Below are 18,970 nucleotides of genomic sequence, written 5' to 3' on the forward strand. Positions count from 1 at the left end.
CCGCTTAAAGGCCGGTATTTATTTTTCTCCGGTTCCCGATTGTCTAACCATGGCTAGATTAAACTTACTGACTCCTGCCTCGTTTACCTTATCGATTACTTTAATTACTGTTTGATAACTCGCCGTTCCGTCACCACGAATGATCACACGATTCTTTCCAGGTTCTCTTTTATCCACCGGTCCTAAAAATACGTTTATTTTTTCCGTGAGTTTTTCCAACGGAACGGGGTCTGTGTCTTTATCTAAAAAAATCTTTCCGTCTTTATTGATCGTGATGACGAGTTCGTCCTTTTTCTTCTCCTGCGCCGTGGAGGAAGAGCGAGGAAGTTCAATCTTCATCACAGTCGATTTTTCCAAGGTCGCATTCATCAAAAAATATATTACGATAAAGGAAATAACGTCGATCAAAGGAGCCAATTCGATTTGGCCTGCTCTACCCGCTGAAGATCGGAACTTTCTAAATTTCATATTACTTTAGATATTTGATCGCTTGACCGGAAAGGTTTTCCATCTCTGCGATCGTATCTTCTTTTTTCTTTTGAAAGTAATTGTAGGCAACGTAAGCCGGAATCGCAATCGCCAAACCCATCGCCGTCGTGATCAAGGCCTCGCTGATTCCCACTTCGGCACCCCGGGTTCCCGAACCTTCTTCAAAAGAGCGAATGATACCTAAGACCGTACCTAAAACCCCCAGAAGTGGAGAAATTGTCGCGATCGTTCCTAAGCCGGAAAGAAATCTTTCCATCTTAAGAATTTGAGCAAACCCGACGGAAAGCATTTCCTCTTCGGCAGAATCCATATTCTTTCGAGAAGATTCGATTCCTGCTTGAAGAACCTGGGATGCGGGACCGTTGTTTAAGTTTTTGAGAAAGTCAGTTGCGGTGTCCCAGTTTTTCTGACGAAACAGGTCCTTGAGTGCGCGCCAATCATTCGGGGCGATCGGCTTCCATTTCGAAAAGTAGAGCATCCTTTCGATGATGATTGTGAAACCTACGATAGAAACTAAAACGATAACGATAGGAACCGATTCCGGAGGGATCGCAGAAATTAGAGAATCAGATTTGGCTAAAAACATTTGAGTAAAATTCTCCCATAAGTAGAGTTTAAAACTCTCTTGTTACTGCCAAACAGTTTTCTAATCTGCGCCCACCCTTTTTGCGGGGAATCTCAATAGAAAAGATCCATTGTCAAACCGCCTGTTTTTTCAGCAGTTCCTTAGCGTGTTCAAGAGCGCCTTTCGATACCCTCTGACCCGAAATCATCCTCGCAAGTTCCAAGGTTCGTTCTTCTAAGCTCAAAAATTCCGCTTTCGAAAAGGTTCTTCCACCTTCTACGAATTTACTGATTTTTAGGTGATCATTCGCCGCCGAAGCAATTTGTTGAAGGTGTGTGATCAGGATGAGTTGGTGGTTAGAGGCCAAATTTCGAAGTTTCCGAGCCACATCCATCGCAATCTCTCCTCCTAAACCGGAATCGATCTCATCGAATATTAACACTCTCAGATGCGATTCACCTCCAAGGATGGAACGAATCGCAAGCATCACCCTCGAAACTTCTCCCCCGGATGCAATTTTTCGAAGTGGTCTCGGCTTTTCCCCCGGATTGGGGCTAAAATAGAATTCTAATTGATCCAATCCAGTTTCGTTTACGATATAACTTTTTCCCGAAGCGGAAATTTCTCCATCCGGGCTAGGCTCCCAACGGAGAACAACCTGCACCGCCGCGCCCGACATTCCCAGATGTTCCAATTCGGATTTGAGAGAAGATTCAAAACGAACAAGAGATTCCCTTCTCGCCTTGGAAAGTTGAATCGAAAGAGAACCAAGTCTTGCGGTGACTTTCTCAACTTCCACCTCCATCGATTCCTTGTTCTTTGAATTTTTTTCCATCGCTTCCAATTCTTGTTCTGCTTTTCTCTTACAATCCAAAATCTCAGAGAGATCGGAGCCGTATTTCTTCTTTAATTTGGAAATCAGGTCCAGTCTGGATTGCACGAATTGCAAACGATCCGGTGAAAAGAAAATTTCTTCTTTTTCATCCAACACGGAAGAATTGATTTCCTTCAGCTGGATATAAATTTCCTGAAGAGAATCCAAGGTCTTTCCAAAGTCCGGCTGAATCGATTTGATCTTTTCCGCCGCGCTCAAAAGTCTCGGAAACGAAGGAAGAATTGCCGATTCGGAATCTGCGAGATACGAAGAAAGAATTTCAAAATTCTCGGCTAACAGTTCTCCGTGCGCTAAGAGACGTTCTTCTTTGCTTAAACTCTCCTCTTCTCCGTCTTTCAAATCCGCTTCTTTGATTTCCCGAATTTGAAACGAAAGAAATTCGATTCGTTTGGACTTCTCTTCCTCATTCTTCCGCAATTCTTCCAAACGTTTTTTTAAACTTTTGTATGTTAAAAAACATTCCTTCACCTGATTGCGAAGCGGAATCAAACCCGCGTGCAAATCGATGATGTCGAGCTGTTCGCTCCGATCCAAAAGAAGAATCTGATCGTTTTGATTGTGGACTTCCGCGAGCAATTCTCCCAGTCCTCTGAGAGTCGTAGAAGAAGCCAAGGATTGGTTGATCAAGATGCGAGACTTCCCATCTCGACTGCATTCTCGATGCAATGTAAGCTCTTTGGAATCGGCAGGAAAACCTTTCTCTTTGAGCCAATCCAAGGCGATCGGATTTTGAGAAAGGTCGAAAACCCCTTCCAATACGTATTTGGCCGCGCCGGTCCGAATTTCCATCGGACTACTCTTTCCGCCCAAGAGAGAAGAAATCGCGTCCAAGATCAGGGACTTCCCGGCTCCCGTTTCTCCCGTGATCACCGTCATTCCTTTTTGAAAATCAATACAGGCCTCTTCTATGAGAGCAAAATCTCTTATATTCAGGGTTTTGAGCATACTTACCTCGAGATACTAAACAAATTATACCCTTCATATAACTGCTATACATATGGTAGCAAGTATTTTTTTATTCAAAATCCTTTTTTTGGGTTAAAAAAATCTAAATTCTTCTCCGGATCGATTTCCGCCAAACACGCGCTAACGATTTGGTATTAGGAATCCATTACTCGTTTGATTTTCTTTTGTAAAGGAAAACGGCTCGTAACGTAGAATCCGATCCGAATAAAAAATCGCGACCGCCAAGGAAACATTCTAAATTTTGAATTCTATTGTTTTCTTTCCGAAATCAAACAAAGAAAGTGCCGGATCTACTTTGAAGAATTCTACTTTATGATAATTTTATGGTGTTCTTATGCCTATTTCCTTATAAATAAAACAAAACTTCCTTTCTTATAGAAAATGAACTTTGAAATCGATCGATTTCTGATTTTAGGATCTATTCTTTCCTTCTCTTTTCAATCTTTGAAAAAAAAAGGTTCACGAAAGGTTAATGTACAAGCCGTTACCTTGCAAAAAGAATTCGGGAATTCCGATTTCGAACGGAGTAAAAGAATGAGTTTGGATTTTCGAGGATTTACCCGATTTTTAGAATATCGTAATTCTGGAATTTGATTGATTCAATCTCTTTGTCATCGAAACTGACAGAGAAAATTGATAAGCGTCCGGAATCAACGGGGATAGAAAGAAATATGGCAAAAAGTTTTCAAGACTTAGATCAAAAACTGAGCGAACTCATTCAAACACGTTCCCGAATCACAGTTCAATCCTCCCGGATGAACTCCAAACTTGAAAAATATGTACTTCGAATCATAACGGAAATTCTCGCCAAAGTCGGACAAAGCCGTTATGTCGAGATGTTGTACACCATCACCAAGGAAATGTCCATCAACGGAGTGAAAGCAAATCAAAAGAGAGTTTTCTTTGAAGACGAAGGCTTGGATATTCGCAATCCGGAAGAATACGAAAAAGGTGTCGCCGCTTTCAAAGCGAAGTTTTCGGAAAGAATGGCGGACGAATATGGCAAGAGATGTCTTGCTCGTGGAATTTCTGTAAAATTAAACATTACTTATACGTTGGACGGTATCGTCGTTGAAGTCACAAACAACACTCCGGTAATCGCTGAAGAACAGGAAAGGATGCGGGAGAAAATGAGAAAGGCGATGGGTTACAACGATATCGCTGAATTCTACATGGATAACATGGATAATACGGAAGGAGCGGGTCTTGGTATCGCTTTGATCATGATTCTATTAAAAAGTGAGAATATAGATCCGCACCTATTTCGTATCATGACTCACGAACACGAAACCGTTGCGAGGGTCGAAATTCCGTTTTCTGAAAATTATATCAGCATTCGAAGTAAGGAATTAAAGGAAAATAATCTTGGAAATCAAAGGTAAAACTGTTTTAGTCACCGGCTCCGCCGGTGGTTTGGGAAAAGCAATGGCGGAACATTTCGCCAAAAGAGGGGCAAAAATCGTCCTTTCAGACATATCTGAAGAAAAATTAAAAGAAGCTGAAAACGATATCAAGTCACTTGGTGCCGAAGTGTTTTCTTTTAAAGCGGACGTATCCAAAGAAGAAGATGCAGAAAAGCTTATGAAGGCCGCGGTAAGTCAGTTCGGCAGTTTAGATGTCGCCGTTCTCAATGCGGGAATTTTAAGAGACGGTCTTCTTGTGAAAACGGATAAAGAAACCGGCAAAGTAGTCTCCAAAATGTCATTAGCAAATTGGCAATCGGTCATCGACGTTAACCTCACCGGAGTGTTTCTTACCGGAAGAGAAGCCGCGATTCAGATGATCGAAAGTAAAAGCAAAGGTGTCATCATTCCGATCGCTTCCGTCGCGATGCACGGTAACCCGGGTCAGACAAATTATTCCGCGGCGAAAGCGGGTGTTGCCGCAATGACAAAACTATGGGCAAAAGAGTTAAGTAGATACGGCATTCGTGTGGCAGGAATCGCACCGGGATTTATAAAAACAGAGATGGTTATGAAAGACATGAATCCAGAAGCGTTAAAAAAATGGGAATCTCTAATACCGATTGGTAGATTAGGAGAACCTTATGAAATCGCGATGACTGCAGAGTTCATTGCTAACAATGATTTAGTGTCCGGAGTTGTATTAGAAATTTCAGGTGGAGTAAAAATTTAATCGGAAATCGATTTTTTCAGAAAAGAACTTTACACTAAGAGAAAATTATAATATAATTGACTGTAATTTATTGAATTAAGTCTTTATGGTTTACTAAAGCTGAATAAACGTAATTCAATAATCCAGTCTAAAGAGAAAAGCATCTTCTTCTTTTAGAAATCTAAAAAAGAGTAAAACAATGTCTAAAGAAAAATCAGTATTAAAGAAAACCCAGTTAGAATCGGCAATTCGCGGAATCAAGGGGATCGCACACCCAGACCGTCTGCAGATTCTTTTCTTCCTCTCTCAAAAAGAACACAGCGTAGGCGAACTTGTAGATTTACTTGGAATCAGCCAATCTGCGGCTTCTCAACATTTGAGTAAAATGAAAATCAACGGAATCCTTTCCAGCAGAAAAGAATCCAATCAGGTTTTCTATTACTTAAAAGACGGTAAATACAAGGATTTGATCCGTACAATCGTAAAAATCTACGGTTGATTTTCGAAAACGTATTCAAAATCCATTATGTACCCTCTTCCTGATCGAGGAGGGTTACATACTCTTTCACCGCTTCCTTTAACGACGTAAATCCTTCGCTATAACCGGTTTTTAGCAGTTTTGTAGTGTCTGCACATGTAAAGTACTGATACTTTGCTTTGAGGCTTTCGGGCATTTCCGTGTATTCAATGTTCTTTGGCAATCCGAGAGTTTCGAAAATCGCGGATACAAGGTCGTTCCAAGTCTCAGCCACACCTCTTCCCAGATTATAAAGCCCCCCATGACCGCCAAACGCGAGATAGGCGGTGATCTTCGCCGCATCTTTTGCGTAGAGGAAGTCGCGTTTTTGTTCCCCGTCCTTATATTCCTGCCTGTAGGATTTAAAAAGTTTGATCTTTCCTTCCTTTTTAATCTGTTCGTAGCCCTTAAGAACCACGCTCCTCATGTCATCTTTATGACCTTCCCCATAACCGAATACGTTGAAGTATTTGATTCCGGTAATCCTATTGAGGAACGAATGTTTTTTTGCATAAAGGTCAAACATATGTTTGGAATATCCGTACATGTTCAATGGTTTGAGCGCTTCGATATCCCCTTTATCGTCATAACCGTTTGCTCCGTCCCCGTAGGTCGCCGCAGAGGATGCGTAGACAAAACGAACTCCGTTTTTGAGCGATTCCTTTGCGAGAAGTTTCGTATACTCGAAATTATTTTGGATCAGATAAGAAGCGTCCGTTTCGGTCGTCGACGAACATGCGCCCAAATGAAAAAGAATATCATAATCTTTGAATAGACTCGAGCGAATCGCAAGTTCCAAAAAATGGTCCTTTTCCAGATAATCGGAATATTTCTTTCCCACTAAATTCTTCCATTTGGAGGAATTTCCGAGATGATCGACGACCAAAATATCGTCGATTCCTTGGCGATTGAGCTCCTCAATCAAATTGGATCCGATGAGTCCCGCACCGCCTGTGACTATACATCTTTTTTTCGTCATAGAATTCTAATTTCCTAAAGAGAGTCTAAGAGTCTACCAAATCTGTCGTCCACCCTTTTCACAGTCTGCTCGTCCGGCTCCGTCAAAGGAGGATACCAATCCTTGAGTCGAGAATCGATTACGACGGGAGGATATAAACCTGGGTGATTTCGGATTAATTTCGTGTCCGCGTAGATATCTCCGGCCGGTTCGAAACGTGTGAATATCGACCATATAAAATCGTGATCCGAACGAGTCGCGTCTTTGGAATCGTCTACGATAAAAACGAGCAAAAATTCCTGTATGCATTTTTCTTTCAGAAGTTTTAACGGAAGTCCGTCGTTCTTCTTGTATTTTTTTCCGGAAACGACTAACACTCCGGGATACGCTACGATCGGATCTTGAAAAGAGGAATTTACGAACTTACCTTTAAATCCGGTTTTTAAGGAATTCTTCTTTTTACCGGAACCGAGAAAGATTGCCTTACTTCCCTTGTTCACTTCCGGTCCCGTATAATCCAAAGTGTCCTGCGAGATATTCGAGAAAATATGAAGATCCGTAATCGGATTCATTCTTTCTAATACACTCATAAACGTATTTCTAAAGTTTTTGAGGTCCACGTTCTGATCAGTAACAAGAAGAACCTTGGTTAAGGAAAGTTGTCCTTCTCCTAATATTCTGAGGGCTCCCGTAAAGGCTTCTCCTTGATACCTTTCCTTCACGACAGCGGCGGCAAGGGAATGGACACCCGATTCTTCGTAAGCCCAAACGCCTTTTACGGCTGGCATTACTACGGGAAACATGGGCGACAATAAATCCTGAAGATATTCCGCGATCCAGTGGTCCTCTTGTGGGGGACGTCCTACGACCGTCGCGGGCCAGATCGCGTCCTTTCTATGAAAGAGTTTTTGAACCTGGACCACAGGATAATCGTGTTGAAGCGCATAATATCCGTAGTGATCTCCGAACGGACCTTCCGGCTTCCGAATTTTCGGCGGAATTATTCCCGCAATCATAAAATCGGCGTCGGCAACGATCGGAAGCGGACTTACGTTCGAATTCCTATGAACTTTGAGTTTTTCACCTAACAATAATGATGCGAGAATGAGTTCGCTGATTTCCTCGGGAAGAGGAGCGACCGCCGCGATCGTTAGACCGGGAGGACCTCCTGCGTAGATATGAACCGGTAATCCTTTTCCTTCTTTTTCCGCTTCGAAGTAATGATTTCCACCACCCCTATGAATTTGGATGTGCATTCCGGTTTCCATCGGTCCGTGGATTTGGATCCGATACATTCCGAGATTTCCTTTTCCCGTTTTCGGACTCTCCGTATAAACCAAAGGTAAGGTTACAAAATTACCTCCGTCCTTCGGCCAGGATTTTATCGTAGGAAGTTCATGCAAATTTTCTAATGTGTTTTCTAAGACAGGTGCTGAATTCACTTTTTTCAAACCGACTCGTAAGGCTTGAAAGGCCAGATGTCGAAGAGCCCAAACTTTGGAAGGAGAAGGAGGAAGAAAGTGTTGGATCGTATATGCAATTTTTTGCACGAACTTTACGGGATCCTCGCCGAAGGCGATTCTCATCCGTTTTTTCGAACCGTATAAATTGGTCGCCACGGAAAACCGAGAACCTTTTATGTTTCGAAATAGAACTGCCGGACCTCGTTTGGCGACGACTCTTCTTTGAATTTCGGCCAATTCTAAAATCGGATCCACTTCCTCTTCGATTACGAGGAGTTCTTTTTGTCTCTGAAGTTCTTTTACGAATGCGCTTGTGGATCTGATTTTCATATTTTTCCCGCCGGAAGTTCCGGTTGTTTTATCGTTTTATGTTTGAGTTTGATCAACTTTCCCGCGATCGAAGAAGGAAATTCTTCCTTAAGATCTTCTTCTCGCACCCATTTGAAAAGTATGTCCTCGTTTTTAGAGAAGGTTCTTTCGATCAACGTTCGATCGTCTTCGGATCGTTCGCTGAACCTGAGTTGAATTCTATGATTTGTGATGGAGTGTCGAACTCGATTCGAATTTATATTCAATTTCGATTCGTCAAACAACGATTCTACGATCGGATCCGTTTCATAGGGATGTTTCCCCTCCATTCGAAACGGAAGCGAATAGATCGTCTTAAAAAATCTTCTTCCTGGATACTTTAGTAGAAGAAGCCGTTCCTTCGATTTCAAGAATAGAAAATTCAGATCCAGATCGATCCAATTGTCGACCGATTTGGAAACCGGAATCTCTCGTTCCCTTCCTGCGATTTTTGCCTCGCAGTGTTCGGCCAAGGGACAGGATCCACAAAGAGGAATCGGAACGCAGACCAAGGCTCCCAGCTCCATCATCGCTTCGTTGTGATCTCCAGGAGATTCCGGAGTTAAAAATTCCTGAGCCAGGTTTCCCAAAAGTTGATTTGTGGAATTGAGTCCAGGATCTTGTTCGATCAAAAAGAGTCTGGATAAAACACGTTTTACGTTTCCGTCCAGAACCGCGTGTGGTTTTCCGTAGGCGATCGATAGAACCGCCGACGCGGTATAACTTCCCACCCCCGGTATCGATAAAGCATCCTCATACTTCTCCGGAAATTCTCCCGCAAATTTTTCAACCAAAAGGCTCGCGCCCTTTTTTAAATTCCGAGCTCGGGAATAGTAACCGAGTCCTTTCCAATATTTCATCACCTCGTCTTCGGACGCGCTTTGTAAGGCGGAAGGATTTGGAAATCGCGCCAAAAACGTTTCGTAAATCGGGAGCATGGCCGCGACACGAGTTTGCTGGAGCATGATCTCGCTGACCCAAATTCGATAGGCGTTTTTGTTGAGTCGAAAGGGTAGATCCCGTTTGTTTTTTTGAAACCAGGAAAGTAAGGATTTTCTGAGTTTCAAAAGAAGATTTGGGGAAATTGGGTCTTTTTTGAATTCCACTGTCGTAAAGAAGATCGATTTCTTTACATGGAACAATACGGCGAACGAAGGTAAATCCTGTTTTCACGGGATTCTTAAATTTCATTCGATTTATTTTAGAGGAAAGACGATCCTTTAATCTCTGGTAAGGACGTTTATTTTCTCCGGTCTGCTTGGATTGGAAATATGGTATTTTCCGTCCATCAACATGATATGTTTTCCTTTCTCCAAAGCTCGATACAGTTTTTCGAAATTCGGACCGGGCACCGAAACGGATTCCGAACTTGCTAATTTCTTTTTGATGGAATCGATCGTGTAAATATCGTGGGAACCGACCCCTTTCAATTCTTTCATTCCTACATAAGAACAGTCGAAGTAGTCCCTAACGTCGTTGTAGATGGATTTTGAAACGGTGATCTTTCCCGGCTCTCCGATCGTTTCAATGCGGGAAGCGAGGTTTACCGTATGACCCCAGATATCGAACGCGATCTTGGTATGCCCGACGACTCCCGCGATGAGGGTTCCAGAATGGATCGCGATCCGAAGACCCCAAGCATCCTCTCCGTTCTTCATTCTTTCTTTCTTTCGATTTTCTGTATATTCCATCATCTTGAGGGAAGCGAGAAGAGAATCCAACTTCGCAGTTCTTTTATATCCGCCTAACCCGCCTACAGCGAGAAACGCGTCCCCGATCGTTTTAACCTTTTCGATCCTATGTTGGGTGCAGATTTTTTCGAACTCATCGAAGTAGATGGAAAGTTCCTTTAAGAGTTCGTTCGGACTCATATAACGGCTGATATCAGAAAATCCGACAAAGTCCGTAAGAATGACGACCGCATTCTCGTGTTGGATCGGGCGAACTTTTCCTTTTAGCTTCAGTTCTTCGATCATATATTCGGGAAGAATATTCTGTAAAAGTACGTCCGCCTTTTTTTTCTCTTCGAGAATTCTGTTGCGATCGCTGTTTACGATGTGATTCATCATTTCTCGAGTTAGAGCTTCCTTATTTCGATAACGTACGATTCTACTCAACGCGCGAAAATAATCTTCCTCTCTTTGAATAATGTCTTCGGGAGTTCCGAGGGCGATATTTTTCGCGAATTCGGCTAACTCGTTCAACGCAGTTCACCCTTTCTTGCTTTTTGAATCCAATCGTCCTTGATCAGATCAAGACCGCAAGGTAGATTCCAGAGTTCGTCGATGATCGCTGGAAGTTGTTCTTTTCGAATGATTTGTCCGTGTTGTGGCGCGATTACTTCCGCGTCAAAACTCAAAATCTTCAAGAGCGCATAACGTAAAGCGAGATTAGAAGGAATATAGGCTTGCATAAATGCCTTCATGTTGTCCAATGCCTTTGCGTCGTGATACAAGGACCATTCTCTTCCCAACCCACCCAAAATATCGCTCGTAAAAAGAACTCTGGATTTTATATCGAAGGTAATCATCGCTCCTGGAGAATGTGCGAATGGAGTGCTGATAAACTGAAGTTCTCGCCCGCTCGGCGTCGAGAAATAAGTCAACTCGTCTCCGATTCGAATCACACTTCCCTTTACTCCGTAGTGTTTGATCAAATATACCGTTCTGGTTTCCGCGATGATCTGAACGGGACTGTCTCCGCTTAAATCCTCAAAGATGGGAACGTTGGCACAAAGATCCGGATCCTGGTGTTGTAAGATGATCGTTTCTATGGAATTCGGCGCCACGAGAGAAAATACCTTTCGGGCTACGACTGGGAAGTCAGGAATAGAGCCTGGGTCGATCAAAATGGTGCTATCGCCGTTTTTGATCATGTAGGGGTTACAATGGAGGGATTCTTTTTGATCGTAGAATCCGATCCAGTAGATGTCTTCGGCGATTTCGACCGCGTAGTTTGTATCGATTTCGAGAGTCAATTCTCTCTGAATATTTTTCTGCGTTTCCGCTTGCGCAACGTCATTCTCGGACAAGGGACCGACTCCTTTCGGTCTTAAAGACCTTAGTTATAAGACAATCGTCGGATTACAAATATTCTATTTTTCATATGTAAGCAGAAGCTCCTTTATCCTTTCCACGTTAACCGGCTTGATAAAGATTTCGTTCGCTCCTGCCCTTCGAGCTTCCTCGATTATCTCAGGTTCTGAAAAGGCGGTCATCGCGGCAATCGGAATATTCAAATCGTGTTCCCTAATTTTTTTTGTGAGTTCTATGCCGTCTAACAGTGGCATCTTGATATCTGTAATTACGACATCCGGTTGGTACTCAAGGAACACATCCCAACCGACTTTTCCGTTTTCAGCGGAACGAACGGATGTCAAAAAACGTTCTAAGAATCGAACCATCATCACTCGGATCAATTCTTCGTCTTCTATATAAAGAATTTTTAATGCGATTCGTTTCATGGCAGTTCTATTACCATCACCGCGCCCTCTTCCGAATTGTACGCGTGTATCTTTCCACCCATATTATTCTCGATGATTGATTTAGACATATAAAGACCGATGCCAGTTCCCTTACCTTGATCCTTAGTCGTAAAGTACGGCTGAAAAAGTTTTTCCAAGGCCGATACTCCGATTCCTCCGCCGTTATCTCTGATCGTAACCATTTTCCTATCTCCTTCTTTTCGAATATCGACGTGAATAGACGGATCGGAGGGTTGTGATTCCATAATCGCATCCCTTGAATTTGCAATTATATTCAGGATCACCTGCGAGAATTCATTAGGGAAACCGAATACCTCATAATCTTCATTAGGATTAAAGTAAATACTAATATTTTGATTTTTTAAACTTTCGGACACGAGAGAGAAAGATTTTTGTATCAAAGACTTTAAGGAGAATTTTTCCTTTGTTTTATTCGGACGGAAATAATTCCGAAAATCGTCGATGGTCCCGGACATCTGTTCCACCAAATTCATAATCTTTTTTGTGGAATCGCTTATATATTCCTCGTCGAGTTCCCCGTCTTCGAAAGCGTACGATAGGTCTTGAACACAAAGAGCGATCACATTGAGCGGTTGTCTCCACTGATGGGCGATATTCCCTATCATTTCGCCCATATCGGCGAGTCTGGATCGAACGATCATCGTCTTTTCCTGTTCTCTTCTTTTCTGAATTTCGGAATCCACTCTTGCCTCAAGACTTCGATTCAACTCCTCCAAGGCCCAAGTTTTTTCCCTCAGATCGTTCTCGGACTTCTTTCTCGCACTCATGTCACGAATGACTCCTACGAAGTATTGCACTTGATTCTGGAAGAATTCGGAAACCGCGAGTTCGATCGGAAACGTAGTTCCGTCCTTTCTCAGGCCGACTACCTCCCGACCGATTCCTATGATCTTTTTCTCACGGGTTTCCCTATATCGTTTTAAATAATCGTCGTGTTCGGAGTGATACGGTTCGGGCATCAGAAAATTCACATTCTTTCCTACGACTTCCGTAAAAGAATATCCGAACATTTTTTCAGCGGCGGTATTGAACATAAGAATCGAACCCTTCGGAGTGATCATGATGATCGCATCCACCACTGTTTCGAAAATAGCTTGAAATCTCTCGTCGCTTTCGCGTAACGCGTTGACAGCTAGGAATCTTTGCTCGCTCTCTCGGATGTTTTTTAGACCCAAGGCCAAGTCCTTTACGATTTCTGTATAAATCCCGGCCTCATCCTCTAAAAAATAGTATTTCTCCTTTGAAAAGATACAAAGCACTGAAATCAATTCGCTTAACAAAAAGATCGGAAAAACTCCCATCGATTGATAGCCGAACCGGAGACAGGCTTCTTTCCATTGATCAAAATCGACCTCGTTTTGGATATCTTCAATGATCAGCGGTTGACCGGTCTTTAAAACTTTGATCCCGGGTCCTAAATTCATCGTTTTCGAGTCCGTGTTCAAGAAAAAAGGATCTTCGCCCGCATAAGAAACTTGGAATATTATATTTTTTCTAGATTCGACGGCACCGAAGCAAACAAAACCGAAATTCTCCTCTGCTTTGAGAATTCTACAGACTCCGTCGTAGAGTTCTTGAACGGATTTGGATCGTAAAATCCATTGGTTCACCTCGTTTCGAATCAAATAGGATCGATTCACGGCGATCGTCTTTTTTCCCCGGGCCTTTTTCGCTTTCGGAATTTCGGGGAGAACGACTCCTTCGATTTCCAACACCTCCTCGCTTTGTATGATCTTTCGAATAAAAACGGACCTTCGTTTGATAAAGCCGGAGGGGATCCGAAAGTCCACAGAAACGATGACCTTGTCCTCGAAGGCATTCTTTGCGAATTCGGCAAAGATTTCGGAAGCGGATTGAGAGAAGACGGTTGCAGTGTCCTCGATTGATTCTAATTCTAAAAAAGTCAGAAACTGAGGATTCGAAGATAGATATTCCCCGAACTTATTCGTGTGAAAGATGGGAGGGTGGCTTTCTCGAGATCCAAAGTGGGAATTCATACGCCAACTACCTCCTCAAGCACTTAAGGGATACAAGATTTATCCGAACATCTGGATTTTTGAAATCACTTTTTAGGAAATAAATTTCTATTTATGACTTTCGACTCCCTTTTGCGGAAAAAAACAAACGATACAGAACAAAACCCTCCATTTTCAAAAAGAATTCAGTAGACTTCGCAAAAAGTCCGTTCCCACACACCCTTTTTCTAGTGCGATCGCCGCGACAATTTCCGGATTCGGAGAACAACATACGCATTGGTACGGAAAATTTACCAAAAATGGGCGAAACGATCGCGTGGATGGACAACAAAAAAACGGAACTGAGAAACGTCCGCGTAAAGAAAAAAAGAAGGAACGTAAATTATTCCTTCGGACGGCTCACAAAAAACGATGCGAGATACTTACAAAAAACATGTTTTACTCAATCTGAAAACGGGGCCAACGGTGTGTTGATTCCGAATTCGACTCCTTGACCATTCGCTCAAGATCCGAATGTCAAAATCGATTTGCTTGCTCCCGAACCAGTGACTTCCTTGATGCCGGCTCCGCACTAGAGTGGCGGCTGTAGTATGGGTACAGATCCGAAAACTTTCGTAGTCGATAGTTCACGCCGTGTTCACGGAACGAAAAATCTCTATCTAAGCGTTTTTTCCGTCTTTCCATCGTCTTCTTCTGCGAATCCGAGTTTTACGATTATGGCTCCTTCCGTCTTCTCGCCGGCAAAAAAAATTAGAATCTTGGGATAAACATGGTGAATCTGGGAAGGACTTCGAGAGGAAAGATTAAAAAAGAAAAAATACTCTCGGGACTTCAGATATCTTGTTACGATTCACGGAATCATGAATACGAGTCTGGATCGTCTTTCTGAACCTTCTCGTACCACGAAGAAGAGGATTCTCTGGCATTTCGGTTCCGAAAAGTATTTTCATATAGCTCCTCGCTAAACTCTTTCTCGAAGTGGAGGAATCAGTACGAGAAGGTCTTGCAAAAGAGATAAGAACCACTTCCACGTTTGTTCGAAAAATATACTGAATTCTTTCTAGAGGCTCCGGAGGCGAATGGAGTTTTGACTCTCATCCTGAATGAACCTTCGAATTCCAAGGTTCGAAAAAAAGTCTAAGAGATGGATAAGATTATCCGGAAATATTTTCCGAGACAATCGTCGATTTAGGAAAGCCCAATTCTAAATCTTCTCTTTTAAAGCCTCTCTTCTCATCGCGCTGTTCGACGGTTTATATCTTCAGTGGAATTTTGATCGAAAAGAAGTTCTTTTGCAGGACGCGCTCTCCCTCGCGCAAAACATGTTATTAGAATATTATAAACTAGACGATGTCTTTTAAAAAAAGAGCGTAAGGACAAAGAAAAATTCGAAATAAAAGGGACAGGTTCTATTGAAAGGAGCGAAACAGGTTCTTTAAAAAGTTTATAGGGAACAAAAAGAAATTCTTTTTAAATTTCAATCTTATGCGTGAGTTCCTACAAATTCAGTTCCGGCAAGGCCATCGCAAACCTTCAATCCCTCTTTTTCATTCCATTCTTTCGTAAGAGTTCCCACATTTTAGTTTTTAAAAAGTCTCATATTCTCAAAGACTCTGGCTCCCTATGCAAAGATCGAATTGCAATCCCCAACGAATTGTTTCGACGACCGACGGTTCGTCGGAACAAATAGCACCTCTGAAAAAAATCGGTTGCAAAATCCGAAATAGAAAACTCAAAACGTTTCTTTCTTCAGAGCCCATTCTTTCGCGAGTTCTACGTTTCTCCGGAACATTTTGAAATTCATCCTGGAAATCGCCGAATCCCCAAAGTTTCGTTCAAAGCCATCTTGATCCAAATCTAAAATGGATTCGGGATTTTCCTTGAATATCGGCCTTGTCTTCAATTCTTCCCTCTCCGTTTGAATCCCTTTCTTACGTGCCTTCACTTGATTCCAAGGACAAACGTCCTGACAAATATCACAACCGGCGATCCAACCGAACGTATTCGGAATCTTCTCGGAGCGATCCTCCAAAGTATGATGTGAGATACATTTTCCGGCGTCGATTTGGTACGGAGCGAGAGCGTTTGTTGGACAGGCATCGATACAAGCGTTGCAAGTTCCACATCGATCTTTAACTGGGATCTTAGCCACAGAAATAGGAAGATCGGTGAGAATGACACTGATAAAAAAATAAGATCCAAATTCGGGATGTATGAGATTCGTATTCTTCGCTTGCCAACCAAGTCCGGCTTCTCTTGCTAAGACCTTTTCCGATATCGGAAGAGAATCCACACCTTGACGGAATTGATTCGACGGAAATTTTTTTCTTAGCTCTTGGAGCAAGGGATTCGCCATTCTTCTGAGAACTTGATGATAGTCCTCTCCGACCGCATAGCGGGAAAACCGAAATGACATCGTCTTGGAAATTGTATCATAATCTAAATCGTTATAAAGAGTACCGAGCGCTATAACGGACTTTGGTTCGAATCCCAGATTCTTAAAATGGAGACGCAGATCCATATTCTTAGGATACCAATCCATCTTACCATGTTTCCCTTCTTGCACCCAAGTAAGGATATTCTTTCGATCCGTTTCCGGGATCACGGCTTCACTGATTCCATAGAAGTCGAATCCGCATTCTTCAATCAAAGGAGACAGTTCGGAAATTATTTCTTTACTTTCGATCATAAATTTGATATAGAAGAAGTATGCAAAAAGAATTATCCGAAAGAATCAAATTTCCTAAGACCGATCTTTCTTTACTTCCTAAAAATTCCGAAGCGCTTCCCTATTCCGATGTCATCGGTGCGATTCGTCTTGTAACACTTCCCGAAGAAAAACTCGCAAAACAAATCGTATTCGCTTCCGTAGTTGGAGCTCTTCGCGGATTTCAAGAAAGAGATCTGAAACCGTTTCACGCCAATCATAAATATATCTTTGGAGAATTGAGTTCGGAGATTTTAAATACGATGAAAGACATCGGTAGCATCGATCAAATTTCAAACGAAGAAAGAATCAAAATTCTAAAAGAAGCCTTCGAGTTCGGAATCCGAAAAGTCTACCACTTGGAATGGAAACTTTACACATCGAGAGAAATCTTTTGATTCTTCTTAAACCGCGTAGAATAAAATTCCAGCAAAGCTGATCAGAACGACCGCTTCGAGCAAACCGACTCCCACATTTTGATCCCGGCTGATTTCTTCCTTTAACGTGCTTCCGGGTAGGATCACGGCATCGGTGAGAAGTCTTACAGCGGGAATAACGATCAGACCTAAGATAAAGTCCAAAAAGATATGAAACAGGGTCAGTTCCATGGAAACCGGATCCTTATGCAAGGCTCTTGCTATGATGATTCCCAGTGCGATCAACGCTCCGCTATATGAGATTCCCGCCGCAAGATTCTCTCGATCCTTCAGTTCCAGATCTAAAGAATACGGAATCATTTTGCGATACGCAAACGTAAATAGAATGAGTGCAATTTGGCCTATCGAGAAAAATACGATTCCAAGGACGGTTCCGTCCAAAAGTTTTTGAATCGGTTCTAAGAGTCCCCAGTCCTTCCATACGGAAAGAGAAAGTGCGGAACTGTCCCCGCTCAATGAGGCCGCGATGATGACCGAAGAAGCGATGCTACTTCCGAACACAACCGTCCCTACCGCCACATTTTTCCCCGAATAAATCAACTCGTTAAAATCGAAAGCTCTGAATATAACCTTATCGTTGATAAAATAAGATAGATTTAAGAGTAGAATTCCGAGAAGTCCGTAGAATAGAACTTGAAAACAATCCGAAACAAAATCCACTCCGGGAGAAGATAGAATCACAAGAAGAATCAAGGTCAACCCGAGATAATACCCTGCGAGTCCGGAGGAAACCGCCGTATTGTTATTGATGATGATCTCATGGTCGAGATCTCCTGGTTCGATCCAGTCTTTGATTTTTTTACCGATATAAAAAAGAACGAAACTAATTAAGAAGAATACCGCGTCTTTACCTAATGTGCTCAGATAACCAAGTACTGTTTCCATGACACCAGATTAACCTGATACGGTTAAAATTTCATAGCCTTTTTCGGTAACCAGAACCGTATGCTCGAACTGCGCGGACCACTTGTTATCTTTCGTAGTCACCGTCCAATGATCTTCTTTGGAAAAATTTACCTGCCATGTACCGAGGTTCACCATCGGTTCGACCGTGAAAATCATTCCAGGTTCTAACTTTGCGAGCTTTCGATTCTGACGAAAGTGAGGAATTTGCGGGTCTTCGTGAAAGCCTCTTCCGATTCCATGCCCCATCAGGTCTCGAACGATTCCGTATCCTTTGGGAGTTAGAAAATCATCGATTGCATTTGCGATATCATGAACTCGGTTTCCGGGTTTGATCTGCTCGATTCCGATATACATCGCCCGTTCCGTATCTGCAACCAAGGTGGCAACTTCTGGACTCGTCTTTCCACCTACGATGAAGGTGCGAGAAGAATCACCATGATATCCGTCCAATATTGGAGTGACATCGATATTGATGATATCCCCTTCCTTTAAAACTTCAGTCGCTTTGGGAATCCCGTGACAGACAACTTGATTTACGGAAGTACAGACCGATTTTGGAAATCCTTTATAACCGAGTGGAGCCGACTTCGCTCCGTGCTTCTTCGTAAATTCTTCACAAAGATCATTCAACTGAAGAGTCGAAACTCCCGGTTGAACGTAAGAAGAAATATAGTCTAAAAGCTTAGCGGCCAGTTTCCCAGCCGCCCTCATTTTTTCGATTTCGCTCTTATTCTTAATGAAGATCAAATCGAATTAGAAATCAGTCGGGCGAACCGTACTTCTTTTGTTGGACTCAGTACGCTTCACTGCATCGTCGATGAGTTGATGAATCTTTTCATTCAAACCGTCAATTGCATCCCCGGAAGTCATAAATCCTTTCGACTTGATATAAGCCTTTACTTTGCTCGTTACGATCAGGGTTTCCTTTTCGACATTCTTTCCAGCCATTGAGTTCTTCCTCTCTGTCTTAGTTTTCTTCTTTTGTGCCATCTTCAATATTGCTCCGGTTCACGGTCGTCCGATTGTTTTTAACTCCGTTAGCGGTTCCTGTTTGCATTCTTTTCAGAAACCCGGAAAAAGAACAACCTTTTAGAACTTTCCCCTTTGCGACCTTACCTTTGTT

Annotated in this window: 20 protein-coding genes; 6 read left to right on the plus strand and 14 right to left on the minus strand. The window is 42.5% G+C overall.

The annotated features are described in order from the left end of the window. Positions 1-18 precede the first annotated feature (18 nt). The 3 genes from DLM75_RS11615 to recN all read right to left on the minus strand — a co-directional run bounded on the left by DLM75_RS11615 (position 19) and on the right by recN (position 2,894). Entirely contained in the window at positions 19-468 is a 450-nt protein-coding gene (locus DLM75_RS11615; protein ID WP_118968684.1) for an ExbD/TolR family protein, read from the minus strand. Position 469: 1 nt separating this feature from the next. Further along, on the minus strand, positions 470-1,075 hold the full coding sequence (locus DLM75_RS11620; protein ID WP_118968685.1) for a MotA/TolQ/ExbB proton channel family protein: 606 nt from the start codon (positions 1,073-1,075) through the stop codon (positions 470-472). Positions 1,076-1,187: 112 nt separating this feature from the next. Further along, a complete protein-coding gene (recN, locus tag DLM75_RS11625; RefSeq protein WP_118968686.1) occupies positions 1,188-2,894 on the minus strand; it encodes a DNA repair protein RecN in 1,707 nt (568 codons plus the stop codon). A 692-nt stretch (positions 2,895-3,586) separates the two neighbouring features. On the opposite strand from recN, the gene DLM75_RS11635 reads away from it, so the two are divergent. The 3 genes from DLM75_RS11635 to DLM75_RS11645 all read left to right on the plus strand — a co-directional run bounded on the left by DLM75_RS11635 (position 3,587) and on the right by DLM75_RS11645 (position 5,529). Continuing rightward, a complete protein-coding gene (locus DLM75_RS11635; RefSeq protein WP_118968688.1) occupies positions 3,587-4,297 on the plus strand; it encodes a histidine kinase in 711 nt (236 codons plus the stop codon). After that, complete coding sequence (locus DLM75_RS11640) at positions 4,281-5,051, plus strand: SDR family oxidoreductase (protein ID WP_118968689.1); 771 nt, start codon at positions 4,281-4,283, stop codon at positions 5,049-5,051. Before DLM75_RS11635 ends, DLM75_RS11640 begins: the two co-directional genes overlap by 17 nt. A gap of 178 nt (positions 5,052-5,229) precedes the next feature. Then, a complete protein-coding gene (locus DLM75_RS11645) occupies positions 5,230-5,529 on the plus strand; it encodes an ArsR/SmtB family transcription factor (RefSeq protein ID WP_069607487.1) in 300 nt (99 codons plus the stop codon). Between the two features lie 25 nt (positions 5,530-5,554). Here DLM75_RS11645 and rfaD read toward each other — a convergent pair whose 3' ends face one another. The 7 genes from rfaD to DLM75_RS11680 form a co-directional block, all read right to left on the minus strand. Further along, complete coding sequence (gene rfaD / locus DLM75_RS11650) at positions 5,555-6,526, minus strand: ADP-glyceromanno-heptose 6-epimerase (RefSeq protein ID WP_118968690.1); 972 nt, start codon at positions 6,524-6,526, stop codon at positions 5,555-5,557. Positions 6,527-6,540: 14 nt separating this feature from the next. Continuing rightward, on the minus strand, positions 6,541-8,298 hold the full coding sequence (locus DLM75_RS11655) for a UbiD family decarboxylase (protein WP_118968691.1): 1,758 nt from the start codon (positions 8,296-8,298) through the stop codon (positions 6,541-6,543). Next, entirely contained in the window at positions 8,295-9,383 is a 1,089-nt protein-coding gene (gene mutY, locus DLM75_RS11660; protein ID WP_429945461.1) for an A/G-specific adenine glycosylase, read from the minus strand. Before mutY ends, DLM75_RS11655 begins: the two co-directional genes overlap by 4 nt. A 153-nt stretch (positions 9,384-9,536) precedes the next feature. Continuing rightward, positions 9,537-10,520, minus strand: coding sequence for an adenylate/guanylate cyclase domain-containing protein (locus DLM75_RS11665; protein WP_118968693.1), 984 nt, complete (start codon positions 10,518-10,520; stop codon positions 9,537-9,539). Beyond that, complete coding sequence (locus DLM75_RS11670) at positions 10,517-11,347, minus strand: oxygen-binding di-iron domain-containing protein (RefSeq protein WP_118968694.1); 831 nt, start codon at positions 11,345-11,347, stop codon at positions 10,517-10,519. The genes DLM75_RS11665 and DLM75_RS11670 overlap by 4 nt, the downstream gene beginning before the upstream one ends. Positions 11,348-11,410: 63 nt before the next feature. Next, positions 11,411-11,779 carry a response regulator gene (locus DLM75_RS11675; protein WP_118968695.1) on the minus strand — a complete coding sequence of 123 codons (369 nt, stop codon included), beginning with the start codon at positions 11,777-11,779 and terminating at the stop codon, positions 11,411-11,413. Continuing rightward, entirely contained in the window at positions 11,776-13,818 is a 2,043-nt protein-coding gene (locus tag DLM75_RS11680; protein ID WP_118968696.1) for a GAF domain-containing sensor histidine kinase, read from the minus strand. The genes DLM75_RS11675 and DLM75_RS11680 overlap by 4 nt, the downstream gene beginning before the upstream one ends. 278 nt (positions 13,819-14,096) lie before the next feature. Here DLM75_RS11680 and DLM75_RS11685 point away from each other — a divergent pair, with 278 nt between their 5' ends. Next, positions 14,097-14,291: a hypothetical protein gene (locus tag DLM75_RS11685; protein WP_118968697.1), complete on the plus strand. Its 195-nt coding sequence runs from the start codon at positions 14,097-14,099 to the stop codon at positions 14,289-14,291. A gap of 96 nt (positions 14,292-14,387) precedes the next feature. Further along, positions 14,388-14,564, plus strand: a complete 177-nt coding sequence (locus tag DLM75_RS25015) for a GMC oxidoreductase (RefSeq protein WP_118968698.1) — start codon at positions 14,388-14,390, stop codon at positions 14,562-14,564. Between the two features lie 965 nt (positions 14,565-15,529). Here DLM75_RS25015 and queG read toward each other — a convergent pair. Beyond that, a complete protein-coding gene (gene queG, locus DLM75_RS11700) occupies positions 15,530-16,486 on the minus strand; it encodes a tRNA epoxyqueuosine(34) reductase QueG (RefSeq protein ID WP_118968700.1) in 957 nt (318 codons plus the stop codon). A gap of 20 nt (positions 16,487-16,506) precedes the next feature. Between queG and DLM75_RS11705 the strand changes: the two genes are divergently transcribed. Beyond that, positions 16,507-16,902: an LIC_11502 family protein gene (locus DLM75_RS11705; RefSeq protein WP_118968701.1), complete on the plus strand. Its 396-nt coding sequence runs from the start codon at positions 16,507-16,509 to the stop codon at positions 16,900-16,902. A 6-nt stretch (positions 16,903-16,908) separates the two neighbouring features. Here the strand turns inward: DLM75_RS11705 and DLM75_RS11710 are convergent, their stop codons facing one another. Genes DLM75_RS11710 through DLM75_RS11720 form a run of 3 tightly spaced genes read right to left on the minus strand, consistent with a single transcriptional unit; the run spans position 16,909 to position 18,795 of the window. Then, positions 16,909-17,826, minus strand: a complete 918-nt coding sequence (locus DLM75_RS11710; protein WP_118968702.1) for a DUF350 domain-containing protein — start codon at positions 17,824-17,826, stop codon at positions 16,909-16,911. 9 nt (positions 17,827-17,835) lie between these two features. Further along, the gene (map, locus tag DLM75_RS11715) at positions 17,836-18,594 is read right to left on the minus strand and encodes a type I methionyl aminopeptidase (RefSeq protein WP_118968703.1); all 759 of its coding nucleotides are present in this window, start codon (positions 18,592-18,594) and stop codon (positions 17,836-17,838) included. Between the two features lie 6 nt (positions 18,595-18,600). After that, positions 18,601-18,795, minus strand: coding sequence for a hypothetical protein (locus tag DLM75_RS11720; protein WP_003008197.1), 195 nt, complete (start codon positions 18,793-18,795; stop codon positions 18,601-18,603). Positions 18,796-18,970 lie beyond the last annotated feature (175 nt).

The sequence above is a fragment of the Leptospira stimsonii genome (genome assembly GCF_003545885.1).
GTDB lineage: Bacteria > Spirochaetota > Leptospiria > Leptospirales > Leptospiraceae > Leptospira > Leptospira stimsonii.

Coding starts and splice junctions, on each gene's coding strand:
- DLM75_RS11615 (WP_118968684.1), bottom strand. CDS start 468: ATGAAATTTAGAAAGTTCCGATCTTCAGCGGGTAGAGCAGGCCAAATC.
- DLM75_RS11620 (WP_118968685.1), bottom strand. CDS start 1,075: ATGTTTTTAGCCAAATCTGATTCTCTAATTTCTGCGATCCCTCCGGAA.
- recN (WP_118968686.1), bottom strand. CDS start 2,894: ATGCTCAAAACCCTGAATATAAGAGATTTTGCTCTCATAGAAGAGGCC.
- DLM75_RS11635 (WP_118968688.1), top strand. CDS start 3,587: ATGGCAAAAAGTTTTCAAGACTTAGATCAAAAACTGAGCGAACTCATT.
- DLM75_RS11645 (WP_069607487.1), top strand. CDS start 5,230: ATGTCTAAAGAAAAATCAGTATTAAAGAAAACCCAGTTAGAATCGGCA.
- rfaD (WP_118968690.1), bottom strand. CDS start 6,526: ATGACGAAAAAAAGATGTATAGTCACAGGCGGTGCGGGACTCATCGGA.
- DLM75_RS11655 (WP_118968691.1), bottom strand. CDS start 8,298: ATGAAAATCAGATCCACAAGCGCATTCGTAAAAGAACTTCAGAGACAA.
- DLM75_RS11675 (WP_118968695.1), bottom strand. CDS start 11,779: ATGAAACGAATCGCATTAAAAATTCTTTATATAGAAGACGAAGAATTG.
- DLM75_RS11680 (WP_118968696.1), bottom strand. CDS start 13,818: ATGAATTCCCACTTTGGATCTCGAGAAAGCCACCCTCCCATCTTTCAC.
- DLM75_RS11685 (WP_118968697.1), top strand. CDS start 14,097: ATGGGCGAAACGATCGCGTGGATGGACAACAAAAAAACGGAACTGAGA.
- DLM75_RS25015 (WP_118968698.1), top strand. CDS start 14,388: ATGGGTACAGATCCGAAAACTTTCGTAGTCGATAGTTCACGCCGTGTT.
- queG (WP_118968700.1), bottom strand. CDS start 16,486: ATGATCGAAAGTAAAGAAATAATTTCCGAACTGTCTCCTTTGATTGAA.
- DLM75_RS11705 (WP_118968701.1), top strand. CDS start 16,507: ATGCAAAAAGAATTATCCGAAAGAATCAAATTTCCTAAGACCGATCTT.
- DLM75_RS11710 (WP_118968702.1), bottom strand. CDS start 17,826: ATGGAAACAGTACTTGGTTATCTGAGCACATTAGGTAAAGACGCGGTA.
- DLM75_RS11720 (WP_003008197.1), bottom strand. CDS start 18,795: ATGGCTGGAAAGAATGTCGAAAAGGAAACCCTGATCGTAACGAGCAAA.